We start from the raw sequence: 16,389 nt of genomic DNA, 5'->3' as shown, positions 1-16,389 counted from the left end.
TATTTGCGCAACTGATTTTTTCCTATGGCATTATAATTGTTATTTTACCCTTTACCATTATCAATATCTCAGAGAAAATGCTGAAAATACTGCGAACCCACTGGCCTGCTATCGTTATCTTATTCATTGCTTTATACACAGGGTTTGAGATATACCAGGATTTCGGGATGTCTATTGATGAACCCAGTCAGAGAGATATTGGTTTTGCCGCTTACCGGTATGCAAGAGGCAAATACGAAGGAAACTACTCAGAGTTTGTGCTCAGGGAACATGGCCCGGGGTTCGAGTTTGTTTACATATTTGTAGAACGACTATTCAAAATTGAGTCCTTCAGGGACATTTTTCTCACCAGGCACCTCATCACATACCTGTTTTTTGTGTTGAGCAGTATTGCTATGTATACTTGGGTATTCAGGGTATTTGCCAGTCGTTGGCTGGCTGTTTTTGGCATGGCGGCATATCTATTCCACCCTGTCCTGTTCGGGCACGCTTTCTTTAATCCCAAGGATATACCAGCTATGGCTATATTCCTCATATCCATGACCGTGGCACAATGGGCATTTGCCAAAAGAAAGCTGCTCCCTTTTTTCCTTTTGGGCCTGGTTTGCGGGTACAGCGGCACCGTACGGCTGATGAATATTATCATCCTTCTGCCCATAGCCTTTTTCTTCTTACTGGACCTGTTTTATTCCCTGCGTAGGAAAGAAAACATATTACCCGTAATATCCGGAGGTCTTACGGTTTGTGCGGGTACATGCATTGCTTTATATGCCTGCTGGCCGGCGCTTTGGGCCAACCCTATAGAAGGACTTAAATATGCCTACGAAACCGGCGCAAAATTCCCCTGGGACGGGGAAATGCTGCTAGGTGGCATGCACCTGAACTCTCTGAACTTGCCGTGGAGTTATATCCCTACCTGGTTTTTCATTACTACACCTGAGTTATTTCTTATACTGGGTATCATAGGCATGGCATTGTTGGTAGCCCGACTTATTGATGACCCGGATACTTATTGGTTAAATACCCCAAGACGTAGTATCCTGTTGGGATTTATCTGCTTCCTTCTGCCCATCATTGTGGTCATTTGTCTGAAGGTAATATTATACGACAGCTGGCGGCATATGTACTTCATTTATCCCGGGTTTGTGATACTCATGGTACTGGCGCTTAGTGAGCTCATGAAGAAAAAGCTGAAGCTACTTCTGTTGAGCCTTTGCGCCTTACAGTTCTTTATGATCGGTAGATTCATGATAAAAAACCACCCCTATGAGCATGTCTATTTCAACCATTTCGTTTCGCACGAAGAAGATTACCTGATGCACAACTATGAGCTGGACTATTGGGGTACCGGGCATAAGCTGGGGCTGGAATGGGTGGCCAAACATGACAAAAGATACGGTATCAGGATACTTATTGACCGTTGGACCCTACAGTTCAACTACCAGTTTCTGAACAGCGACATGCATGACAGGTTCGTACTTTCGTGGGATCCGAATGACGCTGATTATTACCTGGACTTTTTCCGAACCTATCCTTACAAATACCCGAATGCCGAAACTCCGAATGCCAGGATAGTATATGAAAAAAGAGTACTCGGCAGCCCGGTATACAGGATCGTCAAGCTGCGCTAAGGCTTTTTAAGTATAGCCATCGTCAGGCGGCTGATACATACCAGTTTGTCCCTTTCGTCAGTAATACGTATCTCCCACACATGGGTAGTTGCTCCTATATGCGCTGCCGTTGCGGTAGCAGTAACTACCCCATCCTTTTTACCCCTTACATGATTGCAGTTGATGTCCAGCCCCACACATATCTGTTTTGCCTTGTCAATACATAACGACGCCGCAACGCTGCCAACAGTCTCTGCAAGGGCTGCAGAGGCACCACCATGCAGTAAGCCATATGGCTGGCGGGTATTATCATTTACCGGCATAGTCGCTACGAGGTAGTCGTCGCCTATTTCAGTAAACAGGATGCCCAATGCTTTTGCCATTGTACCTTCTGACAAGCAGTTGAGATCATTTAACGTTGCAGTCGGCTGTTTCCATATCTGCATAGCCATTTTTTAAATACTTAAATGTGACAATAATATATCTATTCTATCAGTTATGAAATGATAAAACAATATTTACATTTGAGAAAATAACCCTCATTGATTGCAAATATATGCAGACAATACTTGTAGTAGGAGCCGGCAAAACATCTGTTTTTCTTATTGACTATCTGCTGACCAATTCGCAGCGGCTGAGCTGGCGTGTGCTGGTAGCAGACAGCAGCATGGAAGCCATTATCGATAAAACCAACCACCACCCTAACTCTGAAGCGGTAGTGATGGATATAGCTGATGACGCTGCAAGGGCGAAACTCGTATCACGCGCAGATATTGTTATATCACTGTTACCTCCTTCCCTGCATATACTTTTGGCCCAAGACTGCCTGGCTCTTAAAAAGCACCTGATCACTTCTTCTTATATCTCTGAAGACATGAAGGCGCTGGATGCCAAAGTAAAAGAGGCCGGCCTCATGTTCATGTGCGAAATGGGACTGGACCCGGGTATTGACCACATGACCGCCAACCAGATCATACACGGTATACAGAAAGTAGCCGGAGCTATTACTTCTTTCAAGTCCTTTGCCGGCGGACTGGTGTCCTCAGAGTCTGATACCAATCCGTGGCACTATAAGTTCAGCTGGAACCCCAGGAACGTTGTGCTCGCAGGTAGTAATGGCGCCAAATATCTTTCTAACGGAAAAGTGGTGGATATTACCTACGAAGAGCTTTTTGCACACCCGAAGCGCGGCGCCAAAATAGACGGTGTATCTCCTTTAGTCTATTACCCCAACCGGGACTCGGTGAGCTATATGCAGCAATATGACCTGCCAGATGTAAAGACCTTTATGCGTGCCACTTACCGGTACTCTGGCTACATGCGTGGCTGGAATGTACTGGTTCAGCTGGGACTGACCGACCCCAATGATACAGTAACTGCCAAAACCTATACCGACTGGGTATGTAACAAGAATGGTTTTGACAAGAACCGATCCCTGAAAGAACAGGTGGCTGCAAAAATGGACCTTGAACCCGGCGAAAGCACCATGAACATGGTAGCGTGGCTGGGCATTTTTGAAGACAAACCTATTGAGCAACCTGCCACCAGCTCTGCAGACATATTATTGAATGTGCTACTGCAAAAGTGGGCCATGAAACCAAATGACAAGGACCTGGTGATCATGCGGCACGAAGTGGAATACCTGCACAAAGGCAACAAAAAGACCACACTTGTCAGCACGATGACCGCCAAAGGCGATAACAGTAAATATTCAGCCATGGCCAAAACAGTCGGGCTGCCTATGGCCATACTGGCACGCCTGGTGCTGGGCAACAAGATAAAACCACCTGTTGGCGTACATATACCCAATATGCCAACTGTATACAAACCTGTATTGGCTGAGCTTGCTGAACATGGCATTGTGTTCAAGGAAGAAATAGACTAACCCGGCATCTATATTTTGTTTCCTTTTGTTTCCATTCAACTGCTATAAATAAGCAACAAGTCAACTACCCCGATTTGCTTATACCCCTTTGAGGTGTTCGCAAATATCCTTCCGCCAATTGCTTCATACTTTGCAAGGACGTGAGGGGAATTCTTAAAGTTGGATTGTTAAGTAATGTTAAGTAAATGATGCTTTTCAGTTGACTTAACCATCTGACAATATTGATGCTTTTCCATCATATCAAAGAACATAAGAGTGCGACTCCCAACAATACGAATATACGTATTTTTGTTATTATAAACAAACCAGATGAAAAGTTGTTTTTCAGTTATATGATAAAAAGGGTTAATGCCGGGCACGCATTACATTACTATGACAGTTGTTGCTCATTAATAGTAGTACATTTATGTAGTTAAATTTTTACCCTATGAAGAAAATCTACTATCATTTTGTATGCAGTGCATTATTTGTCATGCTTACATATACCTCAAATGCCCAATTCGGTGTATATGACGGATTGCCCAAAGACTCGGTAATGTTGACATTTACCGGTACAGACGTCAAAATAAAGGATACCAACTACTTTTATATCGGCAATACAGCTAATGATTCTCTCTGGCAGATAGGCAAGACCAACAAGAGCTTTTTTGCAGTAAACGGATTTACCAATGAGGGCATCATGACAGATAGTGTAAATCCGTACCCGGTAAATGCCAACAGTTCATTTGTGGTGACCACAGCTAAATACGGTCAGGTCAACCTCATTATGACCTTTACCCATAAATATGAAACGGATTCCGGAAAAGACGGTGGTATTGTCGAGATGTCGAGAGACAGTGGAAAAACATGGATCAATGTAATAGGCGATTGTTATTCCGGTACTACATCAGGTTTAGCCCAAGGGCTTGTTGCTTATAATTTCTACGGTTTTAACGACACGCTGGCAACGGGAGAACCCGCCTTTACGGGAAACAGTAATGGTTGGATAACCAGCAGACTCCAGTTTTGGGTAGGTTTGCCTGTGAAAACCACAGGTGGAGGCCCATCGTGCGTGCAACAAAACGCTCTTCTGCGGTTCCGGTTTATGAGCGATACTACGGCAGATACCCTGGCGGGATGGATCATAGACGATATCAAGTTTGAAAATGATGATTACGGCTCATCAGTTGCAGAGATCGGAGGATATGAATCGTTGAATGTGTACCCTGTTCCTTCGCATGACGGATGGATCAATTTTCCTGCAATAAACAAACCGGAATCGTACCGAATAGAGGTTTATGATATGGTAGGGAAGCAACTTGAATATATGCCCTACAACAGGAGAGTTGACCTGAGCAGCTATCCTGATGGCCTTTACCTGTATAAAGTGACAGATGGTACAGTCACATATACCGGAAGACTTATACTTGAATAGCCCAAACAGGATATGATTATTACTCCCTTCGGTACGGTGTTGTCACCGTACCAATCAGATTGCTTCGTCGTACCTCCTCGCAAAAACCGGAACTATATAAAAAATACCAGGTGTTTGCGAGGCGCGAAGAATGAGCAACGAAGCAATCTTATCAGATGAAGAACATTGATGAGTTGATTAGATTATTTCGGTCACTATGTCTTTTCAAGGCCTCAATGAGAGCTTCGCTGTTGCCACGCAGTTCATTCTTCACAGCTCGCCCAAACCGGGACAGTTTTAGGTTTTGACTTTTAAACTTTTACTTCTTAATAACCCTCCCCGCTACACTACCATTTACTTTGATGATGTACACACCCGCGGCAAGGCCGCTCATGTCGGCATGAACTGTTTTGCTACCGCCTGCCTGGTTCAGCACCTGTTTTCCTAACAGGTCGGTCAGGGTGAGTTCCTCTATGATGGCAGAGGATGTAACCGTAATAGTACCACTCGTCGGATTTGGATAAATACGGATATTATTGTCACGGACAATATCCTCTACGCCCAGCCTTATCTCCAGTTTGATGCAGTTGCTCAGTGCCGTATCCGGGCTCGGACAGGCATAGTCGCTGGTAATGAGTACACAGATATTGTCGCCATTGGTGAGGAAGTTCGCGTTAGCGCCCCATGTCTTGCCTGTGGCACCGCCTACATCCTGGCCGTTGCGTTTCCACTGGTATTTCGGATTAGTTCCCGCATCTTTCGGGTCTGCTGTAAAATTGATCGGCTCGTTAGGGAATAAAGATGGTCCCGCATCTGCTGTTATAGTTACGCCCGGTGTTTTCAGGTCCTGCACCACCATTTTTATCGCATTACTTGTATCGGTAAAGGTAGTTGCACAAGTACCTATGCTCACCATCAGGCAGGTCACTTCATCACCGTTCTTTAAGCTTGTGGTGGTATAGCTGGCTGTTGTCACTCCCTTGCTGGCTCCGTTGACTCTCCAATCATAACCCACACTGCCACCATTGGTAGGTATGGCCGTAAAAATTGCTTGTTGCCCGTCACAAATGGTAGTGCCGGGTGTGGGGTAAATATTCACATTCGGGTCGGTATTGACTACTACCACCACACTGTCGGTATCTGATATACAACCATTCAGGTTGGCGAATACATAGTAGGCTCCTGCATAGTTCAGCTGCATGTAGTTGCGGGTTGGGTTTTGGGTATATTCATAATACCCTGCCGGACCGTACCATGTGTAGTTAGCGCCATTGATGGTAGTAGCCGTCAGTTGCAGGTCCTGGTGGGCGCATAGCGGACTGTTGGGCGCTGCCGCCGTTGGCTTCGCTGGTTTGGGTAGTACGGTCACTGTTACCGTGTCACGGTTGCTGCAACCATTGATGGTTACCGTACTGATATAACTTCCCGCATGGGTACTCGCAGCGTTCGTGGTCACTGTTGGGTTTTGGGTTGTTGAACTATAGCCTGGGCCCGTCCATGCATAGCTTACCCCATTGGTTGTGGTACTCGTCGATAATGTTAAGGTCTTGTTCTCACACACCGGGCTGTTGCTACCCGCTGTAGGCTTGGCAGGTGTCTGGTGCACCGTTACAGTAGTGGTATCCCTCAGACTACAGCCGGTACTGTTGAGCGTAGCGGTAAGTATATAATTACCAGCATCACTCATAGCTGTATTGGCTATTACCGTATCTTCTGCCGAAGAGGTAAAGCTGTTCGGCCCCATCCATGCCCAGCTTACACCCGTGCTGGTGCTGCTGCCGTTCAGCATCAGGGTATCTGTTGTACACACAGGGCTATTGCTGCTGTTGCTCACACCTTGGGGAGCAGCTTTAACACGTATATCCACCTGGTTGTCCAGCGAGGTATCTGCAGGATTACTGCTCACAATACGCATCCTGTAGCCGTTTGCGGGAGTAGTATTCACAGGCATGGTGCACCATATCGTATCACCTGTAGTATCTGCACGGCTGCCTATATTCACAGGGCTGGCAAAACTGCCGCTGCTGTTACTTAGTTGTGCGGTAAAAGTATTGTTGTTCTGAAAACGGAAATTGGTATTATAAACTAAAGGAATGGTTTGCCCCGGGCATAACGCAGTATCTGTAAAAGGTTGTTTGATAAATGTAGTCGTATCTTCTTCAAAATAAGAACTGAAATGTGCTCCCGCACCCATCCTGTTGTGGTGAACAGTTACAGAATTGATACCGGGATAGTATATATCTACTTGTGCACAATCAGGTGATACACTTCCGTTGGGATAAAATATTTTCCCATTGACCAATGTTGCATAATAAGGACAATTACAAGTACCTGGATATGGAGACAAATTACCTTGAGACAAACTATATGTTGAATTATTCACTTTGAAGCTAATTTCCTCTCCTGCATCTGTAACGTTAAATATAAAACGCACATGCTTAGTAGGTATTGAATACTGGTACAAATATTCAGAATCGCCAGCGCTACCTATCGGATTAATACCTATCCCTCCACAAGTCGGTACAGGGTTAATAATAGAATTTCCGGAGCATGAAACCGTTACAATAGTATTACCTATCAAGGCCGCACCAGACTTTTGTGGCACAAGCAGCATGTTTTGTGCATATGTACCCACACCTACTGAGCAGAATAAAGCAACTAAACTAAGCGCGAGTAATGAGTATTTCCCCGCATGGCATAATGGAGATTGAGGTTTGGTATACAAATGGGATAGATACATAGTGACTATAGTTTTATAAGTAAATATATAAACTTTCAGCTAAATTAAAATAGGGTGAAAACACCCTATTTTTTTACAAAAAAGGCGCATACATTTGATTTGCCAAACCGAACCATACACATGAAAAATGGATATCCTGTATCACCCCAGAAGTATCTCTACCTGCGCTCCACACATCCTCCTTAGCGCATTCTGTACAATTTACCTACAGACAAATAATTTTATTATTCTTAAAACAATCATCACAAAATGAAACAAATAGCAAAATATTTTGCATGCGCATTACTTATGTGTAGCATCTGCATTTTAAATTCCTTTCCTGCACTCGCTCAAAACGTACAAGGCTCAAACTCAACAGCAAGCGGTATCAATGTAACAGGTACGTCAGGTTGCCAAAACACATCCACACTCACCTCACTTAACCTGGATATGTTTGATTTTGCCAGTAATGCATCTGCCCCTACTCCCGCATGTATCTGGGGTAACGGACAGGATCAATATGCTTGGGTTACCGGCTTCAGCGGAGCTACAACTTGCACAGGCACATATGCAGGAATTACTGTTGGAACAAGCTATACTGGAGCTCAAGACTACCAGGCACTACCTTTTTTTGCTAGTAGCTATGCAGGTAACCCGGTAAACGATGTAGATGTGGCCATAGGCGTACATACAGATGTAAGCAACGTGTCCTACGGAAATCCCGGTACGCCTAAGTACTTTGTATTGGCAGTGTACGAAAGCAATGGTGAGATATGGATGGAGTCATACGACCTGCACCTGGACGTAAGTGCAGGAACAGTAGCTGTAGATGTACCTACTTTTACTGCAATACCAGCGGGTGGTGGACCTCCATATACCGGATACATTACTGATAACCCTAAACAGTTATCCAGCAATGCAAACGGTACTGCTGGCTACCCTCATATCGACTTGATATATAATGATGTTTATCCTTATTCAGGAGTTGGACATGAAGCCATAGGTTATGTCGTAACATGGCATCAGCAAAATGCTAGTAACCCGGCGCAATATGAGGTTTGGGGAATTGACGGGGCAATAAGCGAGTTTTCACAAAACAAGCCTCCTACCCCGCACAGCAATCTTGATTTTTATATTGACAATGGTAAATATCCAGATGTTACAGGCATCACTTCTGCCAACCCTGACCCAACTTCGCCGAAGCCAAATAAAGCGTATGTTACCTATCTGAGGGATGATCAGAGTGCAGGTTTTACAGGCGATCAGGTATTGCTGGCAGATTGGGTGTACGACCCTCCTTCTACACCCGTTGTTAATCTTTACGGAGCTATTAGTAGCACTACCACCGGTAATGATGAGTTTCAGTACCCGAGGATAAACGGCCCGCAATATTATGATTACAGTACGCATGCTACAGACGACCCTGTTTGCGTAGTAGCAGTAACTGAAAATGACGGCGCTTCTCTGCACAAAGTAAATACCTATGCATGTTTCGACCCTTCAGGCACATTTACCGTGATCCCGCTCTTAGATGCGTCTGACCATACAGCAGGTACGGGTTTTAACACTAATGGTTACGAGGCAATTAAACCTGTAATAACAGGTGCGGGAAAGATAGTTTCGTCTCTTTATGCAGGTGCTGATTATGCTTATAGGGATTACCCTACTGTGTTTTATTCGGATTATACCTATGCTGTACAAAACTCACCTACATATGATTTTAGTGGTGATTTCTACGCATTCGGAACTGATATATTCCAAACAGCTACACCTACAATTTTTAAACCAAGTGGCAACTACCAGGAAGCAAATTGGCACAGTGTGGATTTGCAAACTACCACGCCGTTCAACCTGAGCGGTGATGAGCCTTATATGGCAGTAGCAACTACCAACAATTCTGGGCATGCATTAATGTTTGCATATTGGGATAAAGACTGGATATACCAGATGTTTACCGGCGCAACTCAATACGTATTCAAACCCGGGAAAGGAACCGGTATTGAGCAAACAAGATCCGGTAATATAGCTGTTTACCCCAACCCTGTTAAAACCCTCCTAAACATAACACAGGCCAATGGTGCTGATTATGTAATGATGGATATAACAGGCAGGAGCCTTTCAAAAGGTAAAATATCCGGCGATAAAGCAGAAGTAAACGTATCTTCTTTAGCTCCCGGCATGTATATGCTGCAACTCAGCAAAGATGGTCATACAGAACAAGTGAAATTCGTAAAACAATAACACCTTATCCGTTTACCTTAAAAGCCGCTCATATTGAGCGGCTTTCCTTTTTATATACCATTCCCCCTTTGGTCGCTGTTGTCACTGCACCAATCCCCCCCCATCAAAGCCGTCATGTCGAACGCAGGGAGACATCCCCTGAGAACTTGCAATAAGCTGCATTTATCCACGCATCCTATAAGTACCCCAACATCTTATCCTGCTAATCCTCCAATCCTGTGAATTCTGATTCAGACATGCTTCATGCTACACAAAAAAATATTGCAATAATAAATAAAATAACGTATATTTGTCGTAGTAAATGCGAATGCATTTACGAAGATCCCGCCATAGCGGGACAGTAATAAATCAAGAGCCATGCCCTCACCCCAACATATACACGAAATGACCAGTCCCGCCCCTGCGGGACTTTTTTATACATTGTTAAGTACAGCGACTATACCGTTTTACTTAACAATACTTAACAGTTCACATCACAACACACTAACTATCAATCACTTAAAACAAAACGATATTAACCCTTGGCTAAGGCTAAATAGAGAGTTACTTAACAAAACAGAGGATAAACTATGCAGTCTGCAACTGTGGCCTCGGGCGCACAGGCTGTGCGGAGAAATACTGCAACTCCTCCATAGCCTTGCTGTGGATGGTCTTGTAGGTCATATGCATCTGGTAGATCATAATGCTGTAAAAAACAGCCTTATCCAGCATCTTATGATTGTTGCGCAGCGCCCAGCCTACCAGCTTCCAGAAATATTTGCGGTTGCTGTCGCGTATGCCCAGCCGGTACACTACCCGCCACAATATCTTCAGTTGCGCCATATCGAAGGTAGAATGTATGCGCACCGTACTCTTAGGGAAACGGTAGGTCTCAAAGAATTTCATCAGCCGCTTATACGACTCAGCCGGAGTGTATATATGGTCTATAACATCAATAAACCCGCCAAAGAGCAGTGTCTCGTCCATCATGGGTACCACGTTGGTATCGCCCTCGGTAAAAGCAAAGGGTTTAGACAGGCGGTTCTCAAATTTGATACGTGTGTACAGCTCCGTACCCGGCGGCGCCTTCAGTATATTCACAATAGGCAGCGGTATACCACTCTCCTGGATAAACTGTATCTGCCTGCGGAAGATGCTCTCATCGTCCGTATCAAACCCTACAATAAATCCCGCCGAAATGATAAAACCACGCCCGTGTATCTCGTGGATGGTATCCATGAGGTTGCGCTTCAGGTTCTGGTTCTTCCGCGAAGCCTTCAGGCTCTCTTCCGATGGTGTCTCTACCCCTATGAACACGTGCCTGAAACCGGCATCCAGCATCAGCTGCATCAGCTCCTCATCATCGGCCAGGTTGATGGTAAGCTGTGTAGCAAAATAGAACTGGGGATTGTTCTTCTTCCTCCACGCTATAAGCGCGGGCAGCAGGTCCGATTTCAGCACCCGTTTGTTGCCTATCAGGTTGTCGTCGGCAAAAAGCACCAGTTGTGTATTACCGCTTTTGTTGATGGCTTCCAGCTCCGCAATGATCTGCTCAGGCATCTTGACACGGGGGCGCCTGCCCAGCAGGGCGGTCACGTCGCAGAAGTCGCACATGTAAGGGCAGCCGCGCGAGTATTGTACAATGGCGTACAGGTACTGGCTCATATCTACCAGCTCAAAGGCCGGCAGCGGCGATTGCTCTATATCAGCGTATTCACTCGACTTGTATATGGGTTTGGGCTTGCCATCGGCCATATCTTCCAAAAACCATGGCAGTGTTATCTCAGCCTCGTTCAGCACAAAATGGTCCACACCGTCAAAACGGGTGTACTCATGCGTAAACAGGGTACCCCCCGCAACTATCTTCACCCCCAGTTCATTACACCGGGCTATCACCTCCCTGGCAGACTCCTCCTGCACGTTCATAGCCGAAAGGAACACATAATCGGCCCATTGCAGGTCGGCGTCATCCATACTGCGTACATTCAGGTCCAGCACACGCTTCTCCCACTCACCGGGCAGCATAGCCGCGATGGTTAGCAATCCCAACGGTGGGTATGCCGCCTTTTTGCCGATAACATCCATAAAATGCCGCATGGCATAAAAGGTATCAGGCATTTCAGGATATACTAAAAGAATACGCAATGCTTATGTGTTTTGTATATGTGTATGTATCAATGATGATGAGCTTAAAGGTAACAACAAAAGCACAAAAAGCTGAAAGACAATGACAATAAACATAGAATTAATAATGGTAGACAGAATGCGATACGATGAAAAGATTCAGGAAAGTTGGCTTATTTTACCCCTGATAACTAAAAACTGCGAACATGAATAATGAAAGGATATACAGAATGCTTTTTTCCAGTGTATACCCTTTGTATATACAAAAGGTTGAGAAAAAGGGACGCACAAAAGAAGAATTGGATGCTGTCATCTCCTGGTTGACAGGTTATAATGAAAGAACGCTGCAGCAGCAAATAGACAGGAAAACCGATTTTGAGACCTTCTTCTCCGAAGCGCCTGCAATGAACCCGAATGTTTCAAAGATCACGGGTGTTATCTGTGGCTATAGGGTCGAAGATATTGAAGACCCGCTGGTACAGAAAGTGCGCTACCTGGATAAGCTGGTTGATGAACTGGCAAAAGGGAAAAAGATGGAGAAAATATTAAGGCAATGAAATTTTGTATGACTAAAAAACACCCTGACACGCATGAAAAAGTGATATCCGGGAACAGCCGGCGTTCTTGTTGCACATATAACAAAGAGGCCCCTGTAAAAACAGGGGCCTTAGGGAGAGATAAGCAACAAATAAGTATTTTATTCTTTAACCAGTTTTTGAGTAAAGTTTGCGTTGTCTCCTTTGAGCTCAACCATATAAATACCCGCGGGCAATTGTTGGAGGTCGACAGTTGTACTACCGGTTCCTTCCTGTAATGGTTTATAGAAAACTGTTTGCCCCGTAATACCCAACATTCTTATAGCTGCACTGCCTTCCAGTGCTTTGAAAGCAACTTTTACCTCTTTATGTGCAGGGTTGGGTATCAACTGCATCTCAGGTACAACTTTGTCTACTTCTGTCAGAGTCGATGGTTCGCCTACCATGTTGATCTCGAAACGCTGGTTGCCCTGTGAAAGGCTGTCACTGGTAATATCGAACCAATATTCAAAACCTGTTTTCAATTCCTGTTTTGTATTCAGGTATTTATCATGCAGGAAGAGTTTGGTTCCTGCAGGTATATCATACATACCTGTTCTGATGACATATTTGTTATAACGGTTGTAAGCGGTCAGACCCAGGGGAATAGATTTCGCATCTTCATACGGACGAATATCTACTGCCATACGTACATTATCGCTCGATAGCGTGAAGAAGTCCAGCCCCGGGTTGTACAGTTTTTTACCGTCCAGTTTATCTTCAACAGACATTCCGTTATCATCAAATCCTATCAGCAGCCTGTCCCAATGGGTAGTGGTATCATCAATGGAAAGCTCTACCCAGTAATTATTGGATGTTTTTTTAAACAACCCGATGCCACCACTGGCTTTATCTGCCTCCTCTATGGTAAGTGTATTATTGCTATTAGCAGACACAGTAGTGAAAAACGCAGCATAGGCCGGCAATACATACGACATCGTCCATGGATTGGTAACATATGCGCCCGCTGAACCTGATGTAGCATCCCATGCGTAATAGTTGGCCCCAACATTGCTGCCTCGTGCTACCCCATTCATTTGTATACCACTCGGGAATGGGTTACCACACCCCACAAATTCCGAGTTACTGCCTTTTGTCAGTGTAATGGTTTGTGTGCCCTGATTTACAGCACCGTCATACTCCCATGTAGTGGCAGATGGTGTATAACTACTCCCATTCAGTCCCTCACCTTTGCTTCCTCTTACAAACAACCTCACCAGTTCGTACTGATCCCAGCTATTGTTACCCGAGCCATTGGTGCTTGTAAACGCCGTCCACCCGGAATTGCTTCCGGTAGTACTGGTATCAGCATTTGATACATCGAACCAGAAAGCTGATGGATTGTTACTACTTGTTGTGGTAAAGCCATTGCTGCTGCCACCTGAACCGGTGATGTCAATCTCATCTGTCAGTTGAGACAACGCAATTGAGCTGGTGAATGGATGTGCTACAAAACGGAATGCTCTTTTGCCGGGTACATATTTTTCTATGGTTACGTTACCACCGAGATAGTTGCTGCCTGGGCCTGAGGCTATACGTGCCGTTTTAGTTACATCACTTTTTAAGATCAGTTCACCATTATTGGTGAGCTTACCTGATAGCGGCGTATAGGTATCAGTAATACTGATCTGACTACCTGAAGATATTGAAACACCTGTTACGGCGGAAATAGACAGGTTGGATATGGAGCCTACGCCTGATATGGTCTGCGCAGAAAATGAGTTTAATAGTATCTTCCCATCCCCTGTTACTGTTGCGGAGTCTAACGTTAAGTTGCCTCCTACGGTTATCTGCGCAGAGTTTGACAAAGTAACGGTAGGGCTATTTGCCAACCATAAATTGCCAACACTGATAGTACCAGAGCTTGCAGACGGTACATTTACGAGCATGTCAGCGTCTATTAGTGCAGTTTGCGATGCAGTTGGTGTGGCGCCGCAACTCCAGTTGGAGGTTGTGCCTAAGGTGCTGCTGGTAGCACCTACCCAGGTGTTCGTGTCGCTTACGGTAGTAATGCCCAATACACCGGAAAATACACTGTCTTCGTAGCAGGCATCGGTATAGTTTACTTTGCACTGAATGTAATCGCCACTGCTAAGTCCTGTTGTGGTAAGTGTATCGCTGTTGGAACCTATGGCTGAGCCATTTTTGTACCATTGGTACGAGGGGCTGGTAAAAGTACCTGATGTACTGAGGACAAACATAGCATTACCTCCCGACGAACAAATGGGGCTGGTGCCGGTTATGGTCGCAGATGTTTTTGTAGATGCAGGTTTGAATATTACCGCATAGTCTTCTGTCTGCCCGTATTGCAGGGTACCACATCCATTGGACGGGAAGGAGTTACCAGCGTATATTGACATAACACGCATGCGTAACGGTGTACAGGTTATAAGGCCGGAAGTGGGTATACCTATGGTAACAGAAAATAAGTCTGTATCCGCTGAAGTACCATAATTGGAATAGCCGAATGTAGCAAGTATTTCGCCGCTGCTGAAAGAGCCATCGTTATTCAGATCTATCCATACCTGCTTTTTTTGTGCATTTAAATAAGTAGCAAATTTAAGTTTGTAATTTTTGCCTTGTGTCAGGTTGGCCCTCATCTGGCAACTGTAGTCGTAATAGGCATAACCATCCGTATACACCCCAAGAGTCGTATTTTCCAGGTCGCCAAATTTAAAATAGATAGGCCCCATTTCTGTATTACCTGCATTGGTGGTAGTAGTTACACAGCTGGCAGCTACCACACTCAGGCTGGTGTCCATACCACCCATGGAGCTCAGCAGACCTGTACGGTACGATTTCATGATATCAACAAAACGCTCTTCCTGCCCTTCTGTAAACCTGTCGGGACAAGTACAATAGTTCATAAAGTTCTTGGCCACTTTGTCGTCGTAGGTGGCACTTACACATGAGTTGGTTGTGCCGGAAGCGCAATAACCAAGGTTGCGCACATGGGGTTCGGTATCACATACCAGGTCGCCCTGGGTGCTGCAACTTGAATTAGTAGGACAGGTGCTTCCGGTCCCGTCCCCTTCAAAGGTATGATACAACCCGAAAGCATGGCCTAACTCGTGTGGGAGTGTATAGTTACCCGCTGTGAACTGCGATGCCAGTACAACGGCACCATCAATTTCCCCACCTGCGCCGGGAAAATATGCGTAAGCTCCTGTGAATGTACCGGCTGTCAGACCATTATGATTATCTATCTTATTAACTATCCATATATTATAGTAAGATCTGTTGTTCCAGCGGCTGAGTGCCTTGACAACTGTTTCATCTACACCGGAGCTGGTAGATACTTTTACACCATTGCTTGAATAAGTACTGTTGCTGCTGAAATCAATACGATTGATGCCCGTGGTACTGTTGCAGCTTTCGTCGCGTTTGGCCAGCACAAATTTTACCGGGAAATAGGTACCGCCGCTATTGGTGTCCGGGTAGCTTGAATAGGTGGCATTATACGTTTCGTTCAGGTAATCTATTGTTGCCTCAATTACTGAGTCGGCAGGATTGTAGGTCGTACCGATCGCGCCGCCTGTGTGTATCACATGTACCACCACGGGTATCTCGTATATGGTGCCTACTGAGGTGGTTGCTATAAGAGATTGTGTGCCGTTGCGGTGCTTTTCGGCCCATGATGCATTAATGGCATCTACCTTTGCCTTGTACACAGGGTTGTTTGCCATTTGCTTTTTATGCATGATATCAAATCCGCATTGTTGCGCATATATGCCGGTCGCACCAAAGCATAAAATTATTAATAGTAGATTTTTCATATAATGAATATTAATTGTTACAAATAAAACAGGCCAGGAAATATATGCCTGCAAGTCCTACATATAAGTTGGCAATTGCCAGGATGA

9 protein-coding genes are annotated in these 16,389 nt (G+C 45.0%); 5 read left to right on the top strand and 4 right to left on the bottom strand.

The annotated features are described in order from the left end of the window. Positions 1 to 77 precede the first annotated feature (77 nt). Positions 78 to 1,631 carry a hypothetical protein gene (locus H6550_08940; protein MCB9046252.1) on the top strand — a complete coding sequence of 518 codons (1,554 nt, stop codon included), beginning with the start codon at positions 78 to 80 and terminating at the stop codon, positions 1,629 to 1,631. On the opposite strand, the gene H6550_08935 is transcribed toward H6550_08940, so the two are convergent. Continuing rightward, on the bottom strand, positions 1,628 to 2,056 hold the full coding sequence (locus H6550_08935; GenBank protein ID MCB9046251.1) for a hotdog fold thioesterase: 429 nt from the start codon (positions 2,054 to 2,056) through the stop codon (positions 1,628 to 1,630). The two genes, H6550_08940 and H6550_08935, sit on opposite strands and share 4 nt — an antisense overlap. A 110-nt stretch (positions 2,057 to 2,166) precedes the next feature. Here H6550_08935 and H6550_08930 point away from each other — a divergent pair, with 110 nt between their 5' ends. Together H6550_08930 and H6550_08925 are read left to right on the top strand one after the other, a co-directional pair. Then, on the top strand, positions 2,167 to 3,495 hold the full coding sequence (locus H6550_08930; protein MCB9046250.1) for a saccharopine dehydrogenase NADP-binding domain-containing protein: 1,329 nt from the start codon (positions 2,167 to 2,169) through the stop codon (positions 3,493 to 3,495). Between the two features lie 427 nt (positions 3,496 to 3,922). Further along, complete coding sequence (locus H6550_08925; GenBank protein ID MCB9046249.1) at positions 3,923 to 4,909, top strand: T9SS type A sorting domain-containing protein; 987 nt, start codon at positions 3,923 to 3,925, stop codon at positions 4,907 to 4,909. 298 nt (positions 4,910 to 5,207) lie between these two features. Here the strand turns inward: H6550_08925 and H6550_08920 are convergent, their stop codons facing one another. Next, positions 5,208 to 7,628 (bottom strand): T9SS type A sorting domain-containing protein, encoded by a 2,421-nt coding sequence (locus tag H6550_08920; protein MCB9046248.1) that lies wholly within the window; start codon positions 7,626 to 7,628, stop codon positions 5,208 to 5,210. A gap of 249 nt (positions 7,629 to 7,877) precedes the next feature. Between H6550_08920 and H6550_08915 the strand changes: the two genes are divergently transcribed. Further along, positions 7,878 to 9,848: a T9SS type A sorting domain-containing protein gene (locus H6550_08915; protein ID MCB9046247.1), complete on the top strand. Its 1,971-nt coding sequence runs from the start codon at positions 7,878 to 7,880 to the stop codon at positions 9,846 to 9,848. A gap of 567 nt (positions 9,849 to 10,415) precedes the next feature. On the opposite strand, the gene H6550_08910 is transcribed toward H6550_08915, so the two are convergent. Then, positions 10,416 to 11,972 carry a B12-binding domain-containing radical SAM protein gene (locus H6550_08910; protein ID MCB9046246.1) on the bottom strand — a complete coding sequence of 519 codons (1,557 nt, stop codon included), beginning with the start codon at positions 11,970 to 11,972 and terminating at the stop codon, positions 10,416 to 10,418. A gap of 185 nt (positions 11,973 to 12,157) precedes the next feature. On the opposite strand from H6550_08910, the gene H6550_08905 reads away from it, so the two are divergent. Then, positions 12,158 to 12,508: a DUF2200 domain-containing protein gene (locus tag H6550_08905; GenBank protein MCB9046245.1), complete on the top strand. Its 351-nt coding sequence runs from the start codon at positions 12,158 to 12,160 to the stop codon at positions 12,506 to 12,508. Positions 12,509 to 12,648: 140 nt separating this feature from the next. Here the strand turns inward: H6550_08905 and H6550_08900 are convergent, their stop codons facing one another. Further along, entirely contained in the window at positions 12,649 to 16,302 is a 3,654-nt protein-coding gene (locus tag H6550_08900; GenBank protein ID MCB9046244.1) for a T9SS type A sorting domain-containing protein, read from the bottom strand. Positions 16,303 to 16,389 lie beyond the last annotated feature (87 nt).

It is taken from the genome of Chitinophagales bacterium (assembly GCA_020636495.1).
GTDB lineage: Bacteria > Bacteroidota > Bacteroidia > Chitinophagales > Chitinophagaceae > UBA5543.
This window is presented reverse-complemented; position numbering and strand designations above follow the sequence as displayed.